Annotated in this window: 24 protein-coding genes; 8 read left to right on the top strand and 16 right to left on the bottom strand. The window is 35.7% G+C overall.

The window, feature by feature from the left end; all coding sequences use genetic code 11:
* Positions 1–133 precede the first annotated feature (133 nt).
* The 9 genes from LCF45_RS10575 to moaA form a co-directional block, all read right to left on the bottom strand.
* Positions 134–1,051 (bottom strand): AEC family transporter, encoded by a 918-nt coding sequence (locus LCF45_RS10575; protein ID WP_088045634.1) that lies wholly within the window; start codon positions 1,049–1,051, stop codon positions 134–136.
* Positions 1,052–1,136: 85 nt separating this feature from the next.
* On the bottom strand, positions 1,137–1,880 hold the full coding sequence (locus LCF45_RS10570; RefSeq protein ID WP_002127101.1) for an amidohydrolase family protein: 744 nt from the start codon (positions 1,878–1,880) through the stop codon (positions 1,137–1,139).
* Positions 1,881–2,356: 476 nt separating this feature from the next.
* Positions 2,357–2,554 carry a PspC domain-containing protein gene (locus LCF45_RS10565; protein ID WP_000737853.1) on the bottom strand — a complete coding sequence of 66 codons (198 nt, stop codon included), beginning with the start codon at positions 2,552–2,554 and terminating at the stop codon, positions 2,357–2,359.
* 267 nt (positions 2,555–2,821) lie between these two features.
* Positions 2,822–3,991 carry a nitrate transporter NarK gene (narK, locus tag LCF45_RS10560; RefSeq protein WP_033730203.1) on the bottom strand — a complete coding sequence of 390 codons (1,170 nt, stop codon included), beginning with the start codon at positions 3,989–3,991 and terminating at the stop codon, positions 2,822–2,824.
* An 80-nt stretch (positions 3,992–4,071) separates the two neighbouring features.
* Positions 4,072–4,305 (bottom strand): molybdopterin converting factor subunit 1, encoded by a 234-nt coding sequence (gene moaD, locus LCF45_RS10555; protein ID WP_002127098.1) that lies wholly within the window; start codon positions 4,303–4,305, stop codon positions 4,072–4,074.
* A complete protein-coding gene (locus LCF45_RS10550) occupies positions 4,302–4,772 on the bottom strand; it encodes a molybdenum cofactor biosynthesis protein MoaE (RefSeq protein ID WP_002127097.1) in 471 nt (156 codons plus the stop codon). Before LCF45_RS10550 ends, moaD begins: the two co-directional genes overlap by 4 nt.
* A gap of 44 nt (positions 4,773–4,816) precedes the next feature.
* Positions 4,817–6,106 carry a molybdopterin molybdotransferase MoeA gene (gene glp, locus LCF45_RS10545; protein ID WP_002127096.1) on the bottom strand — a complete coding sequence of 430 codons (1,290 nt, stop codon included), beginning with the start codon at positions 6,104–6,106 and terminating at the stop codon, positions 4,817–4,819.
* 43 nt (positions 6,107–6,149) lie between these two features.
* Positions 6,150–7,163: a molybdopterin-synthase adenylyltransferase MoeB gene (locus LCF45_RS10540; RefSeq protein WP_033730207.1), complete on the bottom strand. Its 1,014-nt coding sequence runs from the start codon at positions 7,161–7,163 to the stop codon at positions 6,150–6,152.
* Positions 7,164–7,180: 17 nt separating this feature from the next.
* Positions 7,181–8,194: a GTP 3',8-cyclase MoaA gene (gene moaA / locus LCF45_RS10535; protein WP_033730209.1), complete on the bottom strand. Its 1,014-nt coding sequence runs from the start codon at positions 8,192–8,194 to the stop codon at positions 7,181–7,183.
* A gap of 375 nt (positions 8,195–8,569) precedes the next feature.
* Here moaA and LCF45_RS10530 point away from each other — a divergent pair, with 375 nt between their 5' ends.
* On the top strand, positions 8,570–9,262 hold the full coding sequence (locus tag LCF45_RS10530) for a Crp/Fnr family transcriptional regulator (protein ID WP_016120121.1): 693 nt from the start codon (positions 8,570–8,572) through the stop codon (positions 9,260–9,262).
* 118 nt (positions 9,263–9,380) lie between these two features.
* On the opposite strand, the gene narI is transcribed toward LCF45_RS10530, so the two are convergent.
* The 4 genes from narI to LCF45_RS10510 are packed head-to-tail and all read right to left on the bottom strand — an operon-like array spanning position 9,381 to position 15,786.
* Entirely contained in the window at positions 9,381–10,070 is a 690-nt protein-coding gene (narI, locus tag LCF45_RS10525) for a respiratory nitrate reductase subunit gamma (RefSeq protein ID WP_263894791.1), read from the bottom strand.
* A gap of 17 nt (positions 10,071–10,087) precedes the next feature.
* Positions 10,088–10,618 carry a nitrate reductase molybdenum cofactor assembly chaperone gene (gene narJ / locus LCF45_RS10520; protein WP_002031591.1) on the bottom strand — a complete coding sequence of 177 codons (531 nt, stop codon included), beginning with the start codon at positions 10,616–10,618 and terminating at the stop codon, positions 10,088–10,090.
* A gap of 19 nt (positions 10,619–10,637) precedes the next feature.
* A complete protein-coding gene (narH, locus tag LCF45_RS10515; protein ID WP_002127089.1) occupies positions 10,638–12,113 on the bottom strand; it encodes a nitrate reductase subunit beta in 1,476 nt (491 codons plus the stop codon).
* Positions 12,103–15,786 (bottom strand): nitrate reductase subunit alpha, encoded by a 3,684-nt coding sequence (locus LCF45_RS10510; protein WP_263894790.1) that lies wholly within the window; start codon positions 15,784–15,786, stop codon positions 12,103–12,105. The genes narH and LCF45_RS10510 overlap by 11 nt, the downstream gene beginning before the upstream one ends.
* A gap of 710 nt (positions 15,787–16,496) precedes the next feature.
* On the opposite strand from LCF45_RS10510, the gene LCF45_RS10505 reads away from it, so the two are divergent.
* The 3 genes from LCF45_RS10505 to LCF45_RS10495 are packed head-to-tail and all read left to right on the top strand — an operon-like array spanning position 16,497 to position 20,898.
* Positions 16,497–17,459, top strand: a complete 963-nt coding sequence (locus tag LCF45_RS10505) for an AAA family ATPase (protein ID WP_088265730.1) — start codon at positions 16,497–16,499, stop codon at positions 17,457–17,459.
* Positions 17,459–18,673, top strand: a complete 1,215-nt coding sequence (locus LCF45_RS10500; protein WP_263894789.1) for a DUF58 domain-containing protein — start codon at positions 17,459–17,461, stop codon at positions 18,671–18,673. The genes LCF45_RS10505 and LCF45_RS10500 overlap by 1 nt, the downstream gene beginning before the upstream one ends.
* On the top strand, positions 18,670–20,898 hold the full coding sequence (locus LCF45_RS10495; RefSeq protein WP_263894788.1) for a transglutaminase TgpA family protein: 2,229 nt from the start codon (positions 18,670–18,672) through the stop codon (positions 20,896–20,898). Before LCF45_RS10500 ends, LCF45_RS10495 begins: the two co-directional genes overlap by 4 nt.
* Positions 20,899–20,981: 83 nt before the next feature.
* Here the strand turns inward: LCF45_RS10495 and bsaA are convergent, their stop codons facing one another.
* Positions 20,982–21,464 carry a glutathione peroxidase gene (bsaA, locus tag LCF45_RS10490; protein WP_033730214.1) on the bottom strand — a complete coding sequence of 161 codons (483 nt, stop codon included), beginning with the start codon at positions 21,462–21,464 and terminating at the stop codon, positions 20,982–20,984.
* Positions 21,465–21,689: 225 nt separating this feature from the next.
* On the opposite strand from bsaA, the gene LCF45_RS10485 reads away from it, so the two are divergent.
* The 4 genes from LCF45_RS10485 (at position 21,690) to LCF45_RS10470 (ending at position 24,042) form a co-directional block, all read left to right on the top strand.
* Positions 21,690–21,899 (top strand): DUF3925 family protein, encoded by a 210-nt coding sequence (locus LCF45_RS10485; RefSeq protein WP_002127081.1) that lies wholly within the window; start codon positions 21,690–21,692, stop codon positions 21,897–21,899.
* A gap of 96 nt (positions 21,900–21,995) precedes the next feature.
* Positions 21,996–22,967: an MBL fold metallo-hydrolase gene (locus LCF45_RS10480; RefSeq protein WP_002127079.1), complete on the top strand. Its 972-nt coding sequence runs from the start codon at positions 21,996–21,998 to the stop codon at positions 22,965–22,967.
* Positions 22,968–23,053: 86 nt separating this feature from the next.
* Entirely contained in the window at positions 23,054–23,488 is a 435-nt protein-coding gene (locus tag LCF45_RS10475) for a hypothetical protein (RefSeq protein WP_002012503.1), read from the top strand.
* A gap of 311 nt (positions 23,489–23,799) precedes the next feature.
* Positions 23,800–24,042 (top strand): hypothetical protein, encoded by a 243-nt coding sequence (locus LCF45_RS10470; RefSeq protein ID WP_003188879.1) that lies wholly within the window; start codon positions 23,800–23,802, stop codon positions 24,040–24,042.
* Positions 24,043–24,096: 54 nt separating this feature from the next.
* On the opposite strand, the gene LCF45_RS10465 is transcribed toward LCF45_RS10470, so the two are convergent.
* On the bottom strand, positions 24,097–24,777 hold the full coding sequence (locus tag LCF45_RS10465; protein WP_002127077.1) for a DUF3600 domain-containing protein: 681 nt from the start codon (positions 24,775–24,777) through the stop codon (positions 24,097–24,099).
* Entirely contained in the window at positions 24,774–25,352 is a 579-nt protein-coding gene (locus LCF45_RS10460; RefSeq protein WP_002165914.1) for a sigma-70 family RNA polymerase sigma factor, read from the bottom strand. The genes LCF45_RS10465 and LCF45_RS10460 overlap by 4 nt, the downstream gene beginning before the upstream one ends.
* Between the last annotated feature and the right edge of the window lie 22 nt (positions 25,353–25,374).

Raw genomic sequence — 25,374 nt, 5'->3', positions numbered from 1 at the left:
TAAGCCGCTTGATTATCAGACATGGTACAATTGTAAACGACACCCAATATATCAAAGACTGTTTTCTTCTCATATCGATGGGATTTCCGTCCATCATTTACCGCCTCAAGTCTATCCGTTTTTGCACGTATATTCAAAACAAAATATATGACAAATAAATAACGACAGTTACTGTAATAATGCTGAAAAGTGTTGAAAATAAAACGATTTGTGCATGTAGTTCAGGCTCTATTTGATACTCCATAGCAATAGTTGCTGTATTTCTTGAAGTAGGAAAAGAACTTGCAATAAATAATGATTGTGCAACAATACCATCAATGTTTAGTAGGTATATCATGGCAAGTGCTAATAATGGTCCCATCAATAATCTTCCAATTAAAGCCCATGTTATGACTCGATGGAAAAAATTAAGCTTAATGTTGGATAATTGCGCTCCTAGCAATATGAGTGCTATTGCAACAAAACTATTCGCAAGCTGATTAAGAGGTAGAAAGATAGAATTAGGTATTTGAATTGTAAAAGATTGAAAGAGAACCCCTAATATGAGTGCATGAAATACAGGCAGTCTTAGAAATGATTGAATAATACTTCCGATTGTTTTTGTTGCTGATAGTAAGTTATATATCCCGTATGAATAAGTTAAAAGATTCTGGAAAATCACAATGAAAATCTGAATGGAAACCCCCACTGGATTGTGACTGAAAATCAATTGACTTACTGGTAATCCATAATTACCGGAATTCATTAACGAAATGCTATTTTTTAGAGCTACACTTTCTCCTTTTTCTAACTTTAATGTTTTTGAAATGAAATGACTTACTATCATCACACTCAGACTGTAAAGTATTAAATAGTATATTATCTGGAGCAACAAACCTGTTTCTATACTAATATCATATATATTCACAAATACAGCCGCTGGCATCAAGCAATAAGTAATAAGTGTAGATAGCTGCTTTAAGTTAAATTGGAACTTTCTTTGTAAGATTGCACCAATTAGAATCAATATTAATATTGGTAATATCACGTCTAATATAATAAAAACAAACATTTAATACCCCATTCTAAATACATTATAGTTGGATTAAACTCTTTACTAAATATGGATACAGTTAATTCAAATGTAGCCCCTGACGCTACCCAAAATACCATTTGAAAGCATTTGTATACAGGATTTTATCGGTAGCTTGTTCATCAAATAGCTGTTGAATCAATTTGATATCTCCATACTCAAAAGGTCTTTTTGCTCTTGTAGATGGTAAATCTGTTCCAAACATAAGTGCATCTGGGTTAACTTCATAAATCGACTTTAAGGCATTCTCAACATCTAATTCGACACGACCAAAACCAGTAGCTTTCACATGTACCCCTTTATCAACTAGTTTTAATAAATGTGGTAAACCTTCTTCTGATAACCCTAAATGGTCAATTGATATAGCTGGTAACTTTTCTATAGTGGATGCAATTTCGGGCAACTCTATTGCATCCATATAAAGCTCACTATGCCATCCTACTAAATCATGAACTCTTCTAGCAAAGTAATCCAGCTTCGATAAATCTTCTGAACCACCTCTTTTAATATTAAAGCGTAATGCTTTTACCCCATTTTCATTTAAATTTAGTATTTCTTCATCCGTCACTGTAAAAGGTAATTGTGTTACGCCACAAAATGTTGAACCCAACTGTTTTAGTGCCTTTAATAAATATTCTTGATCAAACCCTTGGAAAGAACCAGATACGATCGCTCCACCAATTACATTCAAATTAGGAGTTTCATTCTGATAATCTTCTACAACAAAGTTGGGTGGAAAATACCCTTGGTTCTCAATAATCGGAAAATTAAAATCAACAATATGAAAATGTGCATCAAAAATTCTCATTTCATTTCCCTCCCCTCTCTTTTCTTTAACATATCAAATATGACTCATAAAGAAAATTATGGATTATTTATACAAATTCATAATTTTATCTTATCGACCTAAACTTTATTCTTTATTTTAAGTGGACTTTTTCACAATATCCATTAGCCTTACCAAAAAATCTGGCCCTAAAAAATATGAAGTTTTTTCTTGTTATAAATACCTTCATATATTTTTAAAATTTCTGTATATTTCTATATATTTATATATAGTTTCTTAGAAAATGGCGACTATTTATCGATTCGTTAGCGATCAATAGTCATCGTTTAATTCAAAAGTTATTATTTTCGTTCTCGATATATTCCGAATGTTTTATGAGGATTTTTCGTTTGTTCATTTCAGTCTTATAACAATCGTACTGTTGCTTTTACTTTGGAAACTTTCAATAGACAAAAAACAGAGTTCTCGATTGTGGAATTAGATTTAAGTTCATACATTTATCTCTTAATATCTTTATCTGTAGGCAAAACAATTGCAGCTATTATATAAAGTAACACCGTAAATCCACTAGTAAAAAAGGCTGATAATGCAGTTACTATTCGAAGGATACTTACATCAATTCCATACTTATCGCTTAAGCCACCTAATACACCTGATACTTGTTTATCTTGAGTGGACTTATATAATTTTTTCATCTAAACACCCCGATCCAATTAAATATTTGTATGCTAAAAATTAGTTCTATCTTCGGAAGAGATTTAAACTTTCTTTAACTAACCCTTTAATTGAATAACATCTGATATCTATATTTTAACATAAAATTCCATAAAACTTCTGTTTTTCATTTTTAAACCACATTATTTTAGAATACAAGTGTTTGTTAAGTTAGCAATAAAAAACATATCGAAGCCTATTACTAAAAGAACCCTCCTAGATTACTTTAGGAGGGTTCTTTTTCTTTATTAATGATTCTTTAACATCACTAACAGCTTCTCTTGGCTATACATCCATACTGTAATGATTAAACAAGCAAGAGCGACTTCTGATAACGCCATAAATCCAATTGCATAATGACCTGTTAGTTGGAATAGTAACGTTAAAATTAATGGTGGGAAGAACCCTCCTAATCCACCTAAAGCTGACACAACCCCATTTACAATCCCTGCTTGCTCAGAGAAGTACATTGGAACAAGCTTAAAAATTGTACCATTTCCAATACCTGCACAGAATGCGACTAGTAAGCAACCAAATGTATACACGTTCATACTAGGCATGAATGATAAAACAATACCAGATAGTGTTAAGCCGATAAATACGAAGATTAATATTTTAAATGGATTAAATTTATCACCGAGCCAACCACCAATCGGGCGCATCATTGTTGCTAATACGATGAATCCAGCTGTCCGCATGCCTGCATCTACTTTCTCTAATCCGAAGTGAGATACTAAAAAGTTTGGTAAATATACTGTAAATGCAACAAATGATCCAAATGTTAAAAAGTAAAAGATACATAGAAACCAAAGTTTTTCATTTTTATATACACCTTTTATTTGTTCCATTAATGGTGTATTCACCTTTTTTTCCTTACGATCGCCTAATAAAAAGTTCATAAGTGCAAATGCTGCAAGTAAAACTAAATAACACTGTACTGTTGTTCTCCAGCCAACTGATGTCGCAATTACAGGTGCTAAAAATGAAGTAATTGCTGTTCCAGCGTTACCCACACCGTAAATACCATTTACAAAACCGTGACTCTCTTTCGGGAAGTATTTCGGTAGAGAAGTTACTCCTACAGAGAATACAGCACCACCAATCCCTACAAATAATCCACCAATAATTAAATCCCTCATAGAATTGGCAACACTAATGTAAAAGACAGGGAATAATAAAAGTATAAAACTAATAAAGAACAATTTTCTTGCTCCGTAACGATTTGTCCAATAACCAATTGGAATGCGAAGAATAGAACCTAAAATAACCGGTACTGCTGTGACCATAGAAATTTGTCCCGCAGTTAATGGAATATCCGCTTTAATATATGGCATTAATGATGATAAGATAACCCATACCATAAAACCGATAACTAGATTAGAAGTTTGTAAACTTAATTGAAAATTAGGACTTTTCATCCTGTTCCCTCCTATGTATGCATAGTTATATTCATTCTCTCCAGCCTAATCACGTCCTAACATGATTAGGCTGAAAAGAATCAACCACCACTTACTGGCGGAATCATTGCTACTACATCGCCAGTTTGAATAATGTCATCCTCATTTGCATACTCTTCATTTACGGCGACCATTATCTCGTTTGAAATCGCTACGCTGTATTTCTTAATGAGAACTTCCTTTAGTTCAGCAACCGTAATATTTTCACAATCTATGTACAAGGCCGGCTTACTTGCTTCTTCTTGCAAATGTGCAAATAATAGTACTTCAATCATGTTCTCATCTCCCTTTCAGGCTCACCATTTGCATATGCTATTTTCTCTAACTGATCACCTATCCATGACTCACCATCTTCCCAAAACTCTTTCTTCCAAATCGGAACAATTTGTTTTATACGCTCCATAATATATTCGTTCGCCTCATAGGCTGCTTTCCGGTGTGGTGTTGAAACGGCGACAACAACAGCAAAATCAGAAATTTCCAATGTACCAATGCGATGTGTAATTGCTACATATGTCCCAGGCCACTTCTCTTCTACTTCATTACCAATTTTCTCAAGCTGTTTTTCCGCCATTGTTTTATATGCTACATACTCTAAATATAGCGTACGACGTCCTTTCGTAAATTCTCTGACGGTACCAATGAAAGTAGTAACCGCACCACACTCACACCGAATTACTTTGTTTGTAACTTCTTCAATTGAAATAGGTGTATCAATTACTTCATAATACGTATGTGTCATTTTGCACCTCTTACCTTCGTATAAGTTAGCAATCTATTTTTCTATTACTTATATGATCGAAGTGGTTCTTTCCACGGCCACTCACTTCCTATGTTCGATTCCAATAATAATACCGAAACAATTATTCCTGCTTCAAATCCTTTCGTTCCTCCCGGCAGGACGATAAATGCATTCGCCTCTGCAAGTGAAGAAATTGCACTAGATTTATCTAAACCAACTGGTGTAGCTTGCAATTTTCCATCTACACTTTCCACTTTCCCTCGTACAAAACGAGTAAATGGGTTTGCTTTTGGAAAGTCTTTCTGTAAAATTGCTTCTGCTCGATATACGTGCGGATCTTTTCTATGCAAATATGTTCCAATGACTGGCCGAACATATAATTCACATCCGACATAACAAGCTGAAGGATTACCAGATAGACCGAATAATAGTTTTCCTTCTAGCTCAGCTACAGTTGTCACACTTCCTGGTCGCATCGCTATTTTGTTGAAAAGTACATTAGCTCGTAATCTCTCATAAATAGCAGGTAAATAGTCATAGTCTCCTACTGAAACGCCACCAGTTGTAATTAAAATATCGACTTCTTTTATTGCTCTTTTTACGGTCTCATAACACGTCTCTAAATCGTCAGCAAATTGTCCATAATAGCGTACAATTCCACCTGCTCGCTCAATTTGAGCAGCAATCATATAGGAATTACTATTTCGAATCCTCCCCGATTTAAGCTGTTCATGTACTTCTAAAAGTTCACTTCCTGTCGCTAAAATTCCAATAACCGGCTGTTTTACAACATGTACGGAACTATAACCAAACGTAGCAAGAAGCGCTGCTACTCCAGGGTTAATAGAAGTCCCTTTTTTCACAAGTATGGCATTTTGTTTTACATCTTCTCCTTTAAAAGAAATGTTATCACCAGCAGCGAAAGAGCGTTTTAATTTCATATAAGTCTTTTCTTTTTCTTCAAATCCTTCCGTTAGCTCTAACATAACAACCGCATTACATCCTGCTGGAATTGCAGCTCCTGTCATAATACGTACAGCTTGAAATGCTTTCACCTCTTCTCTAAAAACAGAACCTGCCCCGATCTCACCAATCACTTCAAACTGAATCGGGTTACTGCTATTTGCTTCTTTTGTATCTTCCGCGCGAATCGCAAACCCGTCGTACGGAGAGCGATCGAAATGCGGGACATCATGATCTACAATAACATCTTCTCCAAGCATTCTACCGTAGCTGTCTATAAGAGAAACCTTTTCTATTTCACCTTGATGAGCATACTCCATTATGCGTGCAACTGCTTCTGCTACTGGAATTGGTTTACGTTTTTCTAGCATTCTTTTTTCACCTCGTTTTGATAAGGATAAACTCTCTTTCAGTTCATCCTATATATTTTGCGTATAATCGTTTTGCCATTTTCATATCATTAGTCCCATGAATAAACGCTCTGCCGTCTGTAAATAAAACAAAACGATATTCATCTACTAGAAACGATAGTAAATATGGAGTTTTTTTGACACTCACGCTTTTTTGTAAGCGCTTTTGAATTTCTTCTAAATTAAGAATTCTCTTTATTCCTGGACGGATTTGAACTGTATTCCGCCCGCATAGCACTTCAGTTTTCATCTGTGATCCAAATGTTAAACTTGGGTACGTGCGTACATTCCCACAAGATGGACATGTACTTTTTTTCTGCCTATTTACTTTTAATGAGATACATTGATTGTTCCAAATATCAAATGATAACATCGTTCCCCTTAGCGCCTTATAATCGTCCACCAATATTTTCATCGCTTCTGTTACTTGGTGAGCAACTACCATTTGTACAGCTGGCTGAATAATTCCTGCTGTATCGCATGTTGCACCGCCCATAGGATGATCCATTAGGCAGCGAAAACATGGTGTTTCCCCCGGAAGAGTTGTATACGTTACACCGTAACTCCCAATACATCCACCATATATCCAAGGTATATTTTCTTTTTGTGACATGTCATTTATAAGTAGGCGCGTATCGAAATTATCAGTCGCATCTAAAATGAGATCCACTTCTTTTACTAACTCTTCCATTTCTTGCATTGTAACATCCGTTACAACTGGTACAATTTCCACTTCAGAATTAATCTTTCTTAAATGTTCTGCCGCTGCAATTGCTTTTGGTTTACACTGCTGTGCATCTTCTTCTGTATATAACTGTTGCCGCTGTAAATTACTCCATTCGACGTAGTCACGGTCAGCAATTGTCAATTTCCCAATCCCCATCCTAACGAGCGCTTCCGCATTTGCAGCTCCTAGTGCACCCGCACCGATTAGGAGCACATGTTTTTTTCTTATTTTTCTTTGTCCCATTTCACCAATTCCAGAAAACAATACTTGCCTTGAATATCGCTCTTGCATAGGGAATCCTCCTTTCGCTATCCACCAATATAAGACATTTCAACTTTTGGACGTTTATTTGTACTTTCAGCCGTTCTTTCATCCGAATACCGATCTGTTCTGCACTCCCATGTATGTTGGAGAATTTTTAATAATGAAGCATCAGAAATATTTTCTCGAAGAAGCGTTCGCAAATCCGTTCCTTTCGTTCCAAATAAGCACGTAAAAAACTTACCGTCTGCCGAAATACGAGCTCTCGTACAAGAGGAACAAAAAGATTCAGAAACAGAAGTAATAAATCCAACTTCTGCATCGCTCCCTACATATCGATACAATTTCGCAACTTCTCCAAAGTAACGAGGTTTAACAGGCTCAATCGGATATACACGATTAATTTTCTCTATTAATTGTTCCTTCGTAATGACTTGTTCAAAGTTCCATCCGTTCGTACTGCCCACATCCATAAATTCGATAAAACGAAGCTGAATTTCTTGTTCTTTAAAATAACGAGCCATAAGAAGAATTTGACTATCATTCATCCCTTTTTTTACGACCATATTTACTTTTACTTCTAATCCAGCTGCTTTTGCTGCTTCAATTCCTTTTAATACAGGTTTTGTACTTACATTTCTTCCATTAATATTTTGGAAGACGTGATCCTCTATCGCATCTAAACTAATATTTACACGTTTTAATCCTGCGTCTTTTAACGCCTTAGCTTGTTTTGCTAAATGAATACCGTTTGTTGTGAGCCCAATGTCTTTTAAACCTTCTAACTTAGCAAGCCTTGCGATTAACTTCGGTAAGTCTTTACGCAATAACGGTTCGCCGCCAGTAAGCCTAATTTTATTGACTCCCATACTTATAAATAATCTCGCTAATCTTTCAATTTCATCGAACGTTAATAAAAACTCTTCCTGTAAAAAAGCATAATCAGGTCCGAACACTTCAGCTGGCATACAGTATGTGCACCTAAAATTACAACGATCAATAACTGAAATACGTAAATCTTGAAGTGGCCGCTTTAACGAATCCCTCATCTTCTCGTGCATCTATATCCCTTCTTTTCTACTGCAATCCTTAGTAGGTTTCATATTTTTTATTTGCCTTTATTATAAAAAAGAAGCTACACATTCAATGTGACTTTTCTCACATTACTTTCCCCATTCAAAAATTCTTCACAAATCCGTTCGAATTTTGTTCACATCTCTAGTCCCATTCTCTTTACATACTAAAATTTCTTAAACTAAAAAACTTATATTCGCATAATATAAACCCTTACTATAAGTAGCTTTTTAGACATTTAGGGTCGTTTTTCCTTACGGTCATTGAAATTTTACTTTATTTTCAAAAATATCTCTTGCAATTTCATCATGATTACATCCAGAATAAGAAATATACTGCTTATAAGAAGAAAGGTGATTGCTGTGGCAAACAGTACGGCATTATCCAAAGATTTAAAGGAGTTACTTTCATCTGTTGAATATAAAATGCAAATCAATAAGGGGAGTTTTATTTTTCAAGAAGGTATGGAAGCAACAGAAATTTATATCATTCACTCTGGAAAAGTGCAAATCAGTAAACTTAGTGCTGACGGACAAGAATTAACACTTCGCATTTGTTCACAAAATGATATTATTGGGGAATTAACATTGTTCACGGAAAATGCAAGGTATTTATTAAATTCAAAATGCCTTGAAGATGTTGAAGTAGGCGTTATAAAGCGTGAAGCCTTAGAAAAAGCATTACTCCAAAAACCCGCTCTTGTATTTGAATTTATGAAATGGATTAGTGAACATTTAAGAAGAATGCAAACGAAGTTCCGAGATCTAGTATTACACGGCAAAAAAGGTGCCCTATATTCTACTCTCATTCGAATGACAAATAGTTATGGTGTGTTAAAAGAAAATGGGATTCTCATCGATTTACCATTAACGAATCAAGAACTTGCAAACTTCTGTGCAACTTCGCGTGAAAGCGTAAATCGAATGTTAAATGATTTGAAAAAAAAAGGTACGATTTCTATTCATAAAGGAAAGATTACAATCCATGATTTACAATTTTTAAAATGTGAAATTGCTTGTGAAGATTGCTCTGCCTCTGTTTGTAGCATAGAGTAGCATCTTATTTAGATGCTACTCTTTTTTTCTTTCATACAGTTATTTCCTAAAAAAGACGAGGCCTTCCATTAGACCTCGTTTCATGTTAGTTGCTAACTTCTATTCGTTTACTGTGGCATTATTTTTTCAATTCATTAGGAATACGTCTTCTGTAAATTACATAACTACGGCTTAAGTATTTAATTGGGGCACTAAATACATGGACAAGTCTAGTAAATGGCCATACTGCGAATAGACCCATACCTGCAATTATATGAATTTTAAACCATACTGGTACTTCCATCATATATTCAACTTTCGGTTGGAAAATAAAGAGACTTCGGAACCACGGACCGATTGTTGTACGATAATCAAACCCTTTTGAGTCGATATTTAAAAAGGTTGAAGAAAGTCCCGCTAGCATTACGATTAGTAATAAAATAAGCGCAATATAATCTCCCCTTGTACTCGTTGCAATGATGCGTTTTACTGTTACACGGCGGTACGTTAATATAATTAAACCGATGATAGAAGCAACACCTGCCGGAAGCCCGAAACTAATTGCTACTACATGATACATATGCTCAGAAATACCTATTGAACGGTATACAGAATCTGGAATTAAAATCCCCATAACATGACCACCAATGACGAACATGATCCCAAAGTGGAATAATAGACTTCCGATTCGGAGCATTTTCTTTTCTAATAGTTCACTAGATTTTGACGTCCATCCAAATTGATCATAGTTGTATCTGAAAATATGTCCACCGATAAAGATTGCAAAAATGATATAGGGAAACAATACCCATAGAAATTGATCCATCATTTTGACAACTCTCCTTTCTAATTTGCCTGTACACCCCATGTATTGATAGCGAGTAGAACAGCGGCGAGAATTGGTTCATACATACAGTTTGCTTCTTTTAATTGCCCGTGCAACGCTTGTATATTTTCCGTGTATTTACTCATAATTGGCTCGCTATCTTTTTCATTCGCGTTTGCAAGAAACTCAAGTAGAAGCGGTAAATAATCAGGTAGTTCTTTATCTGTTACGTTAAAACCAGATTTTTGATAATGCTGTTTTAACTCTAATAATTCAATTCCACGCTCTCTTTGTTCACCTGTTTTCATGTAGGTAAGATACATATTTGTCTTCTTTCCAAAGTCGAATGTATAGACGTAAGAATCAATAAGTTGATTGTCTGTTTTATTTAGCGCTTCTTTTATAAATGTTGTAAGTGATGCTCTGATTTCTTCCTGTTCAATTTCTTGAATCTCTTCCTGTAATTCTAGTAACGCTTCCCTCCAACCTAGTTCAGGATAGGAGAGAAGAAAAGAAGAACAAGAAAAAGCTGTTTGTAAACTTTGTTTCATAGTTTTCTGCCCCCTTTTTTTAAGAAATTGTCGTACAAGAGCCTGGCCCACCTGCGAAAGATAAACCACAACTTCCTTGCTCGCTATATAAATCTGCAACTTGTTCGCGGTGAGACGTCGGGATAACAAAGCGATCTTTATATTTCGCAATAGCAAGAAGACGATACATATCTTCTACATCTTCTTTCGTTAAACCGAGTTCTTTTAATACAGCTTCATTTGGTTCTTTATTAATTTGCAATGCTCTCATATGTGTTCGCATGACAGCCAATTTTTTCAATGTAAGACGAATATGTGATTCATCTCCTGCAGTGAGTAAATTCGCTAAATATTGAATTGGAATACGCATATTATCAATAGCAGGGAAAATCTCTTCTGCTTGCCAGTTACTACCTTTCCCCTCCACCATGTTCATAATTGGGCTAAGCGGCGGGATATACCAAACCATTGGCATTGTACGATACTCTGGATGAAGAGGTAGAGCGATTTTCCAATCGATAATCATTTTATAGATTGGTGACTGTTGTGCTGCTTTAATCCACTCTTCAGGAATGCCTTGTTTTTTCGCTTCAGCTGCTACTTCTGGATCATTTGGATCTAGGAAAACAGTAAGCTGAGATTCATATAAATCTTTTTCATTTTCAACAGAAGCCGCTTCTTTTACTTTGTCAGCGTCATATAGCATTACCCCAATATATCGAATACGTCCTACACATGTTTCAGAACAAATTGTTGGCATACCAGCTTCAATACGAGGGAAACACATTGTACATTTTTCAGCTTTATTTGTTTGCCAGTTAAAATATACTTTTTTATACGGACAAGACGATACACAAAATCTCCATGCACGACATGCATTTTGATCCACAAGAACAATCCCATCTTCTTCACGTTTATACATCGCACCCGATGGACAAGAAGAAACGCAAGATGGATTCATACAATGTTCGCAAATACGTGGTAAATACATCATAAAGACATTTTCAAAATCCGTTTTAATTCCTTCTTCCATTTTCTTGACGTTCGGATCTTGTAACCCTGTTATATGTCCGCCTGCTAAATCATCTTCCCAGTTTGGACCCCATTCAATTTTGTCGATAAATTCACCCGTAATTGCTGATTTCGGACGAGCAACTGGTTGATGCTTACGCTGCGGGCTATTTGTTAATGTTTCATAATCATAATTCCAAGGTTCAAAGTAATCATCAATTGTTGGTTGATCTGGATTGTGAAAAATATTCATAAGACGCTTTATTTTCGAACCGGATTTCAGCTGAATTTCACCATTTTTCAATTCCCAGCCGCCTTTGTATTTCTCCTGATTTTCCCATTGTTTCGGATAACCAATTCCAGGTTTCGTTTCTACGTTATTGAAGTACATATATTCAGCACCTGGACGATTCGTCCAGGTGTTTTTGCATGTTACGCTACAAGTATGGCAGCCGATGCATTTATCTAAGTTCATTACCATTCCGACTTGCGCTTTAATCTTCAAGCCAATCTACCTCCTTCAGTTTACGGATTACAACGTTTAAGTCACGCTGGTTCCCAGTCGGACCATAATAGTTAAATCCATAGCTTAATTGGCCATATCCACCAATCATATGTGTTGGTTTAACGTGAATACGGGTTGGACTATTATGTGTTCCCCCGCGGGTGCTTGTTAATTTCGTACCAGGCACGTTAATGTGACGATCTTGCGCATGATGCATAAATGCCATCCCCCTCGGTATACGGTGCGTTACAACAGCACGTGCTACGACTACGCCGTTACGGTTAAAGCATTCAATCCAATCATTATCAGCAACACCAGCTTCATTCGCATCATCTTTATTCATCCAAACAGTTGGACCACCTCTAAACAGCGTTAACATTGGTAATGAATCGAAGTACATACTATGAATCGACCACTTATTATGCGGTGTTAAATAGTTTAGTGTAATTTCTTTCCCTTCTACTTCAGGGCGTGATTTACGGAATGGTTTATGTTGCAGTATTGGTTTAAATGTTGCCATCGTTTCGCCAAATTCTTTCATCATGTCGTGATCTAAGTAGAAAGATTGTCGACCAGTTATCGTTCTCCAAGGGATGAGACGTTCAACATTTGTTGTAAATGGTGAGTAACGGCGTCCACCTTTTTCAGAACCCGTAAAGGCCGGAGAAGTAATTACTGTTTTAGGCTGCGCTGTAATTTGTTCAAATGTGAAGCATTCTTCTTCACGTTCTTCTGCTAAGTCACGTAGTTTTAAATCGGTTTGTTTTTCAAGCGCTTCCCATGCTTTTACCGCCATATGACCGTTTGTTGTAGAAGAAAGTGTTAATACCGCCTCAGCAGCATTAATTGCTTCTTTTATGTCTGGGCACCCCTTCGCAATAGAATCCGTTCGAACAACTCCTAATCGACTCTTTAATTGCTCATATTCTTTTTCTGCCGACCAAGAAATCCCTTTCGTACCAATCGGTTGTTTTCCGGTATTTGGTCCAAGCGCTGTCATCTTGTCATAAATCGTTTTATAATCCCTTTCGACAACATGAATTTGCGGCATTGTTTTACCTGGGATCGGTTCACACTCACCTTTGCTCCAGTCTTTAATCTTGCCAAGTGGTTGCGCTAATTCTTGCGGTGTATCGTGAAGAAGTGGTGTTGCAACGACTTCTTTCATTGGTTCAAGATCGATTTTCTTCGCTAAATCTGACACAGCTTTAGAAAGAGAGGTGAAAATATCCCAGTCAGAGCGTGCTTCCCACGGTGAACCGATTGCTGGATTAAATGGATGCACAAATGGATGCATATCCGTACTGCTTAAATCATGCTTTTCATACCAAGTTGAAGCAGGTAAGACGATATCAGAATAAAGCGCCGTTCCAGCCATACGGAAATCTAAATTAATGAGTAAATCTAACTTCCCTTCAGGTGCATCTTCATGCCACTTAATTTCTTCTGGTCTTAATGAGTCACTATCGTCATTCATTAATCCGTTTGTTGTACCTAATAAATGTTTTAAGAAATATTCGTGTCCTTTACCGGAACTTGAAATTAAGTTTGCACGCCATACGAATAAGTTACGCGGGAAGTTGTTTTTATTATCTGGGTCTTCAATCGCAAATTTCAGTTCTTTTTCTTTTAGTTTTTGTGCAACGTATTTTCCGATTTCTTCTTGTGTTGTTGCACCAGCAGCAACAGCTTCTTTATATAATTCAATTCCATTCTTCTCGAATGTTGGATAAGAAGGTAACCAGCCAAGTCGTGCTGCTAATACGTTGTAATCACCGTGATGTTGATAACGAGAGTTGCCCTCAACTGGTGATGCTAAATGTCCAACAGGTGTATCTTCATAACGCCATTGATCTGTTACGAAATAGAAGAAAGATGTACCGTTTTGTAATTTCGGTGGCCCTTGCCAATCTTTCGCCATCGCGATTGTTTGCCATCCTTCTGCTGGTCGTAATTTTTCTTGACCAACATAATGTGCCCAACCGCCGCCGTTTACACCTTGTGCTCCAACAAGAAGAACAAGATTTAAAACTGCGCGATAAATCGTATCAGAGTTAAACCAATGGTTAATACCAGCTCCCATAATAATCATCGAGCGGCCATTCGTATCAACTGCATTTTGCGCGAACTCACGAGCAATTTGAATAATAAGCGCTCGCTTTACTCCGGTCATTTTCTCTTGCCATGCAGGTGTAAACGGTACATCATCATTGAAATCTTTCGGTTCTTGCCCGCCGAGCCCTCGGTTCACACCGTAATTTGCTAACGTTAAGTCATATACAGTTGTAACGCACACTTCGCCTTCTTCTGTCATAACTTTTTTCACTGGAATTGTACGTTCTAATATTGTATTTCCATCATCAGAGAAGTACGGAATTTGCACTGTTTCAACACTATCTTCCATTCCAAGTAAAGAAAGACGTGGATCAATCGTTGCACCTGTCTGTTCATCTTCTAAACGTAAGTTCCATTTCTTTTCGTTATCCCAACGTGATCCCATTGTGCCGTGAGGTGTTGCAAAATCATTCGTATTCTCGTTCCAAATTACAGGTTTCCATTCCCCTAACTTCGTTTCACGTCCAATATCAGAAGCATTTAAGAAACGATCAGCAACGAATTGATCTCCTTTTTCTTTCAATGTGACAAAGAAAGGAAAATCAGTATATTGCTTCGCATACTTTGTGAAGTATTCCACTTGATTATCTACGTAAAATTCTTGTAAGATCACATGCCCCATTGCCATCGCAAGTGCACCATCTGTACCTTGTTTCACACTAATCCAATCATCAGCAAACTTTGTAGACTCGGCAAAGTCAGGACTTACAGAAACGACTTTCGTTCCTTTATATCGAACCTCTGCTAAAAAGTGAGCATCTGGTGTTCTCGTCATCGGTACATTTGAACCCCATGTCATAATGTAACCAGAGTTATACCAGTCACTACTTTCTGGTACATCAGTTTGATCACCCCAAATTTGCGGAGAAGCTGGTGGTAAATCTGCGTACCAATCATAGAAACTAAGCATTGGTCCACCCATAAGTTGCATAAAGCGGCTACCTGCTGCATGACTTAACATCGACATTGCTGGAATTGGTGAAAAACCAACATTTCGGTCTGGACCGTATTTAATTACTGTGTATAGTAATGAAGCAGAAACGAGTTGTAATACTTCATCCCAATTCGCACGAATGAATCCCCCTTTACCACGCGCCTGCTTATACGTACGTGCCTTTTCAGGGTTTTCCACAATGCTTTTCCAAGCATCTAATGGTGACTCGTTATTTTGTAGTTCTTCTTGCCACATTTCCCAAAGCACACCACGTACATATGGATATTTCACACGAAGCGGACTATAAATGTACCAAGAAAAGCTCGCTCCACGCGGACATCCTCGTGGTTCAAAATCAGGCATATCAGGACCTGTTGTTGGATAGTTAAGCTCTTGACCCTCCCATGTTACAATTCCATCTTTCACATAAATGTTCCAGCTACAAGAACCAGTACAGTTCACACCGTGTGTAGAACGGATTACTTTATCATGCTGCCAACGCTTTCTGTACACATTTTCCCATTCACGATCTTCATATGTTTCTTGTGTATGATTATCGTTATAACGATCTATTGGTGAAAAATATTTTAAACGTCTCATTAGTGCTGAAGGTTTCTTCTTCATACTGTTCACTCCTTTAGTACGTCTCTCTTACATACCCTTACTATAAAAGAGGTTGTAAAATACAGATGTGACATTTCGCACAGTTCAAGAGATTGTCATAAATTCATTTGGAAATCGGTTTAAGGGGAAACATTTATAAGTAAAGATTACTTTGTTTTGTTGTGAAGATTTCGGTCAGCGGTGGGCTTATTAGGAGAATAGTATTTGGAGGATTCACCTTTTTTTGCATAAGAAAAAACGCAGGAGAAATTCCTACGTTTTTATATAAATATATTAAAAAGAGTTTTGATACTACTTCAATAATGCTATAAGGAATTTACTTTTCTGCAACGATACTATTATCAAGACATATTTTATATAAAGTGAAACTTTAATCAGCCCGCAAATAGAGAGATAAAACTACAAATCATTATTTACTGTATTGCCCTTAATTACGGAAACAATTATACTAGATGTTATCTGCATATATAATCTGAATATTCATAAAATTAAGAGTAGGATTTCCTTTGGGGACATAGAAATTATAAAGTATATCACCATGATTTTTTAACATTTAAGTTTTTCCTATTTATATAAGTTCTCAATATGAACTTATATAAACCATTCCTACTTACCTCTTAGATTACTATTATACTGCATTAAAATGAAGGAACTCCTTTTCTTTAACATAAAAATGAATTAGAAACGATAATAAAATTAGGAGGATTACGATGCCCCAGCTTGATTCATTACATCCCATAGTAGAAAAAATAATCACCAATATTGAAAAATTAATGGTCGGAAAACGAAAAGAAACGATCTTAGCTTTGACAGCTCTCTTAGCTGAAGGTCACGTACTATTAGAAGATGTTCCTGGCGTTGGGAAAACAATGCTAGTACGTGCTCTTTCTAAATCAATTGATGCTGATTACAAGCGTATTCAATTCACACCTGATTTACTGCCGTCAGATGTAACAGGTGTTTCTATTTATAATCCAAAAGAACTCCAATTTGAGTTCAAGCCTGGACCGATTATGGGGAATTTTGTACTTGCTGATGAAATTAATCGTACATCTCCAAAGACACAATCTGCCTTACTTGAAAGTATGGAAGAAGGCACTATCACAATAGATGGCATTACAAGATCGTTACCAAAACCTTTCTTTGTAATGGCTACACAAAATCCGGTCGAATATGAGGGAACATATCCTTTACCAGAAGCTCAGCTCGATCGTTTCTTGTTGAAGCTAAAAATGGGATATCCTACACCAGAAGAAGAATTTGAAATTTTAAACCGGATGGAAAAAACAAATCCACTCTCTCATTTACAAGCTATTACTACAATAAAAGAATTACTTTATTTACAACAAAGCGTACGGGAAGTAAGCATGGACAAAGCAATCAAGCATTACATTGTAAAGCTTGTTACTCAGACGCGTTCTTATAGTTCTATACAGCTAGGTGCAAGTCCACGCGGCTCAATCGCTTTAATGAAAGCTTCACAAGCTTATGCATTCATCCATGGCAGAAATTATGTTATTCCAGACGATGTTAAATTTTTAGCTCCTTACGTTTTAGCTCACAGACTGATTCTAAAAATGGAAGCAAGATTTGAAGGAATAACAGGAGAACAAGTTATCGCCAAAATCGTTGCACGAACTACTGTGCCGACTCAAAGGACGAAAAAACTTTGATGAAACGACTACTACGAGCACTATATCACGTTACGAAGTTATTGCTAATCCCTTTATGCCTAGTCTTAACATTTGTGTACGCTATGCTTCAAGGAGGATTTGTAAGTTGGTTTTTGTTTTACAGTACGATTCCTATTGGTCTTTATTCACTACTACTTCCCTTCTACGCTTTACGAGACGCTGAAGTAAAACGAATAACAAACCAAAATGAATATGCAGCAGGAGAACAATTTTTAAGCACTATTACAATAAAAAGAAAATTTCCTTTTCCCTTACTTTATTTAGTTATAGAAGATGAACTACCTTCACAATTTACAAGTTGTATACAAACGAAGGTGAATAAGGTAATACTCTTTCCAGGATTCAAACGGAATATTTCGTTTCAATATGTTATTGACACAATCCCTAGAGGAGAGCACACTTTTTCAAGCGTATGTGTCAAAACTGGTGATCTATTCGGAATGATGGAGAAAGAAGTAACTTTTTCAGTTCCAGATACATTTTTAATCTATCCCCAGTACGTAGATATAACGTATCGACAATTGGAAAATCATTTCGAACAAGGAGCGCTTTCAGCAAATATAAATTTAGCAAAAGACTCTACAATCTCTGTCGGTGTCAGAGACTATAAACCTGGTGACCGCTTTTCATGGATTGATTGGAAAGCAACTGCACGAACAAACAACATTATGACGAAAGAGTTTGAACAACAGCGCAGCCATAATATTATGATATTTATGGACAGAACTGAGTCCCCTCTATTCGAATCAGTCGTAACGTTTACTGCCTCTATTGTGAGGGCTGTCTTGAAGCAAAATTCACCAGCGTCATTCGTGTCTGTCGGAAAAGAACGAACTTTTTTCCCTTTAGACAATGGAGATAGTCAGTTACAACAAATCTTTTGTCATTTAGCGAAAGTACAAGCAGACAGTGTATTCCCGCTCTCTCGAAGTGTAGAAATGGAATTAAGAAAAATTTATGAGCCCGTAACGATTATACTCGTGACAAGCGATCTTTCTCCCGATATTCAAAAGGCGGCTGACTATGCCGCTATAAAAAACAGAAAATTAATGGTGTTTGTCGTGAAAGAAAAAGCAAATCAACTCTCACATCGAGAACTAAGTATTCTAGAAACTCTACAAAAACGAAAAATATTTGTAAATGTGGTTTATGGGAACCGGTATACAAACGTGTTTTTTGAGGTGAGCAAATGATAACATTACAAACAAAATACAAATGGGATATGAGCAGATTCTTCATGCATGCATGCGCATTTTTACTTTTACTAGAATGGCTAAGACCCCTTATAGGTATTACAAACGTAGGTAGATTAGATATTTTTGTAATATTTATAGGAATTTGCTTCACTCTCTCTTTTTTTCAAACAAGGTGGCAGATTCCAATAAAGATCGTCACGATCTTATTCATCATTCATTTCCTGTATTATAAAAATGCTTTTATAAATCCATCTTGGCTAACAAAATTTTTTGCTGATATTTCTCGAAATTCCTCTCTGTTTTTCCAGGGGGATTTGCTAGATATTTCTCCAGTTTTTCCAACATTATTATTTTTTCTATCATTTTGGTTTTTGAGTTCTTTCAGCTCTTTTTGGGTTATTCATAAAAAACGTGGGTTGTTATTTCTTGCATTGACTATTATTTATATCACAACTTTTCATAACTTACATTTATACAATGCAAACTACGCTATTATTCGTACTGTTGTCATCGGCTTTTTTATACTTAGTCTTCTTCAAATAGAACGAATAAAAAAGATGGAACACTTACAAAATTATGCTAGAGCAATCTCAAAATTACTTAGACCTCTTACAATATTTATTGTATTGTCAGCAACCATCGCATACTTTGCTCCAAAATTTGACCCTCAATGGCCAAACCCAATGGATTTTTTGAAATTCAACACATCTGAAGCAAGTAAAGAACAAGAAGTTTCTAAAATTGGATATGGTCTAGATGACTCGCAATTAGGCGGTCCTTTTAAGCCGGATAATACAATTATTTTTACAGCACAAACGCAAAACAAACAATATTGGAGAGTAGAAACAAAAGATTTTTATACAGGAAAAGGTTGGGATGTTTCTGAAAATCGAAAAAAAGTTTCTTTTAAAAATAAAAACGACGTCGTGAGCTGGTACGAACCAAATACAAAAACGGAGATAACTGAGGCAACAATCACCATGCAAAAAAGTTATCCTCACCTTACCTATCCAGCAGGATTAGTATCAGTTGAGGCTTCTTCTGATGTATCATACAGCGTTGACCCATTTTCAGAAAAAATCTATACGATGCACGGAGACTCTTCTACTACTTTAAATTCGTATAAAGTAACATATGAGGTTCCGGAGTTTTCCATAGAAAATTTGAAATCTGTAAAAACGAATGAAGGTCATGAAACAAGTCCTTATTTCATGACAAAGTACACACAACTTCCCGAATCATTACCGCAGCGAGTAAAAGACTTGGCTGTCAATCTTACAAATGATAAAGACAACCGATATGATAAAGTATTAGCTATTGAAAATTACTTTACAGACAATTCTTTTGTATACGAAACAATGAATGTCTTATACCCTGCCAAAAACCAAGACTATGTAGATCAATTCCTTTTCGATACAAAAAGCGGTTACTGCAATAATTTTTCGACATCTATGAGCGTGTTACTTCGTTCTGCTGGGATTCCTGCTCGCTGGGTAAAAGGATTTACAGAAGGAACTCTGGAGAATACACTTGCCTCTGCAGAAGGTGAGAATGTTTATACAATCGCGAACAATAACGCACACTCTTGGGTCGAAGTATATTTCCCAGGATACGGATGGATTCCATTCGAACCAACAAAAGGATTTACCAATCCCTATAATTTTACAAATAATACTCCTGCTTCTACTTCACAAAATAACGAAGTAAATAATTCTAATAACGAGCCAATACACCAACGGAACAATGAAGCAAAGCTCAAAAGTTTAATAGAAAATACAGAAGAAGCCTCTACTAAAAAGATTACAAATTCCAAAAATGATTTTTCTTGGTGGTACGTATTCCTCTCTACGATACCGATTAGTATCATCGGATACATTCTCTTCACCACTAGAATGAAATGGATTACATTTTTTATTATTCTTTTCTATAAATACCGAAAAGATGATGCTGTTTATCAAAAAGCTTACGGTGCACTTTTAAAACAATTTGCGAGAATCGGCATACCACGGGGTGAAAGTCAAACATTCCGAGAATACGCTCTCCACATCGATACACTTTACAATTCGGCCGATATGCAACAACTTACTTTCAGTTATGAGAACGCTATGTTTCAAAAGGAACAGGCCGCAGCCGAATGGAAGACATCCGTACACTTATGGGAAGTGCTTATGAAAAAAGCAGCTTCTCTGCCTAAATCAAACGACTACGATAGAGTGATTTAATCTTGATAATGTGAGTTTAAAGAAAACACCTCAAAGAACTACATTGTTCTTTGAGGCGTTTTTTAATAAAGTGAAACTCCTAATTATTCCCCAAGCACCTTCTCAATCTCAACCTCTAAATCCATCGGCTTCGTCTGTGGTGCAAAACGTCCTACTACTTTCCCGTCTTTTCCAATTAGAAACTTAGTAAAGTTCCATTTCACTGCTTTCATACCGAGTAAACCTGGCGCTTGTTCTGTCATGTATGTATAAAGAGGATGAGCCTTATCACCTTTCACATCAATCTTCGCAAACATCGGGAAGTTCACACCGTAGTTCAATTCACAAAAACTAGTAATATCAGCTTCCGTTCCCGGTTCTTGTCCTCCAAATTGATTACAAGGGAAACCGAGTATTTCTAGTCCTTGGTCTTTATATTTATCATATACTTCCTGTAACCCTTTATATTGTGGTGTAAATCCACATTTACTAGCTACATTTACAATAAGCAGTACTTTTCCTTCGTAATCTTTTAACGATTTATCTTCTCCTGTTATTGTTTTAGCTGAAAAATCATAAACTGTCATTGTTCATACCCCTCTCTTCACTATCATTCTATGTTTATACTATACTACATTCGTGAATATACAGCTCTTATTACGTACTCACATACCGGAATGATAGCGCTTTATTTCCGTTCGAAAATTCGACACAATATACTAGACTTTTATGATGGAAAGTTTTACAATTAATTTGTGAACAAAATGTGACAGTTTATATTTCCATTATAATAGAAAAGGATGGTGTTCATTATGAAAACTGCACAACATGAAACGATTTCAAATCGCGAGTTTTATTTCGTACTATATATGATGTTATTGTATGTTATTGGCTGGGTAATCGATGTAAATGGTTTATTTTTAAGCTCCTACTTTAATTTAGCAGGAGAAATTATGCTTCCGATCGTTGGCGGCATTGTTGGACTGTTCGTTATGTCTATCAATAAAGAACAAACGAAATAACTACATTACAAAAGGGCAGAAGACGAGCTTTCGTTTTCTGTCTTTTTGTATTTTTAGCGTATAATAGATACATACCGTATATAAGGAGTGGTAAGTATGAAAAAAGTAGAACAACTATCTTCTCATCTATATCTTATTGATGATTATGACTTACAACATGATGAACGCACCGGTACATACGTTTTATTAGGTGACGATATTACTTTAATTGAAACTTGTGCGGCCCCTTCTCTTCCCTATATTTTAGACGGCTTACAGCAATTACATATTAATTTAAATGATGTAAAAAACATTATCGTTACACATGTTCATTTAGATCACGCAGGCGCAGCAGGGTTAATGATGGAAAAGTGCCCAAATGCTACTCTATTTGTGCATCCGCGCGGGGCTCGTCATATGATTGATCCAACAAAACTAATTCTTGGCGCAAAAGCTGTGTACAAAGAAGATTTTGATAAACTTTTTGATCCAATTCTTCCAATTGAAGAAGAACGTGTTCATATTGTACAAAATGGTGATACATTAAAAATTGCAGAAGACCGTACACTTTCATTTTATAATACACCGGGACATGCGAAGCACCATATTAGCATTCACGATTCATTAACAAACGGCATTTTTACTGGCGATACAATAGGAATTTATTATAGAGAACTCGCAGACCTTGATGTAGAACTATATCTACCATCAACGTCTCCTTCACAATTCCAGCCAGATGCGATGATTGCTTCTAAAAATCATATTCAAAGTATGAATGTAGATACTATTTATTTCGGTCATTACGGCGCATCATCCAATGTTACAGAAGTATATAACCAACTTGAACATTGGTTACCTATTTTCGTTGGTACTGGTAAAGAAGTCTTTGAAAAGTATAATGATTTCGATGAAGCGACTAAAGCTTTACAAACTTTATTAATGGATAAAATCTCTTCTCATCTTACAAAGTTAAACGTTCCATCAAATCATTCCGTTTATAACATTTTACATCTAGATATAGAAATTAGTGCAATGGGCATTATTGATTATTTCACGAAGCAAGAGAAATCCAAATCCACTATCAACTAACAGTAAAAGAAGAGATATATAACAGTAGTTATTGTATATCTCTTCTTTTTTTGAATATATTTTTTAATAAAGGATGGTGGAATGGAATGCAAAAATTGATACTTTACCTCTGCTTTACATTATTTATCATCTTATTATTATTTGTAGGAGTAAAAATTCAATTTTATTTAGAAACAGACGCGCAAGTGAACTTTAACTTTTATCCAAGGTTATTCTACTTTACACTCTTCCCTCTTTTGTTCGGCATTTTATTACGATTCCTACAATCCATTAATCGCGAAACGAGCAAACAAAACTGGAGCTTTCAGCCGGATAAATTTATCGCTATTACGTTGCCAACACTATTCATTTCCTTTTCTCCAGCCCTACTCTTTTCACCAGTTGGCAAATACCTACCTTATTTAACTAATATTATTCTTGTGAATACAACTTTCGTTACCATTATTAGTTTAATAGCTGGTTACTCACTTTTAGATTGTTTGATACAAAAAGACAAGGAGAATAGTAAGGAATATAACTAAGTGATTTCCCACTTTCACTTTATTAAGCAAATCAAGATAATTCTGCCCCTAACTTGTATGCAAAAGAACCTAATGTTCAATTTTTAAGTTTCGTTGGTTATGGTGGTTTATTTATAAGTGCAATACTCCTTGTAAGAGTTGCTATACATGCGGTAAGGAAATTTAAGTAATAACAAAACGAGTATGAAATCGCATAGATTTTATACTCGTTTTTTATTGTTCATATATTTAATTGGTAATAGGAAATTTATGTTAAACTAAAGAAAGTCGCGCACTAAATCAAAATACATTTCAAACAAGGGAGACTTATTATGAAATTAGGGACTTTCTCGTTTCTAACGTTTATCACAAGTATATGTTCTTTCTTTATTTTAAGAGGACCTAATGCAAATTTAACATTAATTATTGTGCTTCTAAGTATTCTTTCATTACTCGGTATTATTTTTGCGATCGCATCAAAGAATTGGCTATTTAAAATAGTTGGTACGACATTAAATGGAGTCATACTAATATTTGTATATTTCTTATTGCTAGCAAAAGGAATAGGTGGTTAATATATTTACGTTTCAATAAGAAAAGCTCACAGCTTAAGCTATGAGCTTTTTTACTTATCTCACCTTTTCATCTACATACTCCATAAACTGTTCTGCTTTAATAAATCTTTCTTTATACGCTTCAGGTACTTCTTCTACTGTTATCCCACCACTCGATTTCGCTTTTACTAATACAGTTTGATATGACATTAACGCTTCCATATATTGTTCATACTCTTCTGAAGTTAATACTTCTTTACTAGATTTATGGCCATTTAATTTATCAAAATACGGCTGAAGTTCCATTTCTACCTTTTTCATTTCCTCTTTTTTGGCTGGTGATAATTGATCATAATCAATATTACCGTTCGAATCCCCGTACTCAAGCTTTGCATTCGTTAATTTCTTTAGTTCTTTTGTAAACTCTTCATATTCCTTCGCACCCATTTCGTCTTTCGCTTGTGATAACTTTGCATTAAAACGCATGTATCCTTCTAATGTTATAGCTCCGGCATGTTTTTTTAAGTTCTCAAAAGATCCGTATATACCATCCGCCATAATAGATTGGTAAGCAAAACCAGTCGTTGGGATTAAAAATGCGGCTGCAAGCACTCCTGCGATAAGGCGCTTCTTCCTTTTACTTCCCCCGCTCTTCATTTTTATTTGAACAATTACTTTTTCTTTTAACTCCGGCGGGGCAATAATCCCCTTCGCTTCTTCTTGTATAGATTCTCTAACTCTACAATCTAAGCTCATTTCACATTCCCTACCTCTCCTAAAAAGATTTCTTCTACTTGCTCTTTTTGACGTAGTTTCTTTAATGCCGCATGAATTCTAGACTTCACTGTACCGATTGGAATATGTAATATTTGTGCTACTTCTTCTTGAGAGTAATCGTGTAAGTATCTTAAGATAATAACTTGTTTCAATTTATACGGTAACTTATGAATGAGTTCGATTAATTTTTGATTTGATATTTTACTTACAACATCGCTAGAAAAATCAATTTGTACTGGTTTTCTTTGCTCTTCTGCTTTTTTTACAATTCGTAGTCGCATCCACCTCTTTCTTCTATAAGAATGAATTTGTTTAATCGCAAGTCCAATTAGCCAAGGTCTAAATGGCTTCTCGCTATCATATTTACGAAGCGATTCATATAGCTGTATGTATATTTCTTGAACGACATCATCTACATCTGCTTTGTCTTCTATTAAAAAATGTGCTGTCTTATATATTTCTTGAATCGTTTTATCATACAATTCGCTATATGCTTCTTTATTGCCTGATAAAGTTAATTGGATTAAATCTGAATACACTGTTTCACCCTTCATGTACCATCCCTCCTTTGTCCTA

The organism is Bacillus sp. 41-22 (genome assembly GCF_025809295.1).
GTDB lineage: Bacteria > Bacillota > Bacilli > Bacillales > Bacillaceae_G > Bacillus_A > Bacillus_A mycoides.
This window is presented reverse-complemented; position numbering and strand designations above follow the sequence as displayed.

What these genes read in the sequence shown, in the direction of transcription:
- LCF45_RS10480 (WP_002127079.1), top strand. Translation starts at nt 21,996, where the DNA reads ATGAAAAAAGTAGAACAACTATCTTCTCATCTATATCTTATTGATGAT.
- LCF45_RS10465 (WP_002127077.1), bottom strand. Translation starts at nt 24,777, where the DNA reads ATGAGCTTAGATTGTAGAGTTAGAGAATCTATACAAGAAGAAGCGAAG.
- LCF45_RS10485 (WP_002127081.1), top strand. Translation starts at nt 21,690, where the DNA reads ATGAAAACTGCACAACATGAAACGATTTCAAATCGCGAGTTTTATTTC.
- LCF45_RS10475 (WP_002012503.1), top strand. Translation starts at nt 23,054, where the DNA reads ATGCAAAAATTGATACTTTACCTCTGCTTTACATTATTTATCATCTTA.
- bsaA (WP_033730214.1), bottom strand. Translation starts at nt 21,464, where the DNA reads ATGACAGTTTATGATTTTTCAGCTAAAACAATAACAGGAGAAGATAAA.
- LCF45_RS10540 (WP_033730207.1), bottom strand. Translation starts at nt 7,163, where the DNA reads ATGCAAGAGCGATATTCAAGGCAAGTATTGTTTTCTGGAATTGGTGAA.
- LCF45_RS10565 (WP_000737853.1), bottom strand. Translation starts at nt 2,554, where the DNA reads ATGAAAAAATTATATAAGTCCACTCAAGATAAACAAGTATCAGGTGTA.
- LCF45_RS10570 (WP_002127101.1), bottom strand. Translation starts at nt 1,880, where the DNA reads ATGAGAATTTTTGATGCACATTTTCATATTGTTGATTTTAATTTTCCG.
- LCF45_RS10495 (WP_263894788.1), top strand. Translation starts at nt 18,670, where the DNA reads ATGATAACATTACAAACAAAATACAAATGGGATATGAGCAGATTCTTC.
- narI (WP_263894791.1), bottom strand. Translation starts at nt 10,070, where the DNA reads ATGATGGATCAATTTCTATGGGTATTGTTTCCCTATATCATTTTTGCA.
- LCF45_RS10470 (WP_003188879.1), top strand. Translation starts at nt 23,800, where the DNA reads ATGAAATTAGGGACTTTCTCGTTTCTAACGTTTATCACAAGTATATGT.
- glp (WP_002127096.1), bottom strand. Translation starts at nt 6,106, where the DNA reads ATGCTAGAAAAACGTAAACCAATTCCAGTAGCAGAAGCAGTTGCACGC.
- LCF45_RS10460 (WP_002165914.1), bottom strand. Translation starts at nt 25,352, where the DNA reads ATGAAGGGTGAAACAGTGTATTCAGATTTAATCCAATTAACTTTATCA.
- narJ (WP_002031591.1), bottom strand. Translation starts at nt 10,618, where the DNA reads ATGAAACAAAGTTTACAAACAGCTTTTTCTTGTTCTTCTTTTCTTCTC.
- LCF45_RS10510 (WP_263894790.1), bottom strand. Translation starts at nt 15,786, where the DNA reads ATGAAGAAGAAACCTTCAGCACTAATGAGACGTTTAAAATATTTTTCA.
- LCF45_RS10500 (WP_263894789.1), top strand. Translation starts at nt 17,459, where the DNA reads ATGAAACGACTACTACGAGCACTATATCACGTTACGAAGTTATTGCTA.
- moaD (WP_002127098.1), bottom strand. Translation starts at nt 4,305, where the DNA reads ATGATTGAAGTACTATTATTTGCACATTTGCAAGAAGAAGCAAGTAAG.
- LCF45_RS10550 (WP_002127097.1), bottom strand. Translation starts at nt 4,772, where the DNA reads ATGACACATACGTATTATGAAGTAATTGATACACCTATTTCAATTGAA.
- moaA (WP_033730209.1), bottom strand. Translation starts at nt 8,194, where the DNA reads ATGCACGAGAAGATGAGGGATTCGTTAAAGCGGCCACTTCAAGATTTA.
- narK (WP_033730203.1), bottom strand. Translation starts at nt 3,991, where the DNA reads ATGAAAAGTCCTAATTTTCAATTAAGTTTACAAACTTCTAATCTAGTT.
- LCF45_RS10575 (WP_088045634.1), bottom strand. Translation starts at nt 1,051, where the DNA reads ATGTTTGTTTTTATTATATTAGACGTGATATTACCAATATTAATATTG.
- LCF45_RS10505 (WP_088265730.1), top strand. Translation starts at nt 16,497, where the DNA reads ATGCCCCAGCTTGATTCATTACATCCCATAGTAGAAAAAATAATCACC.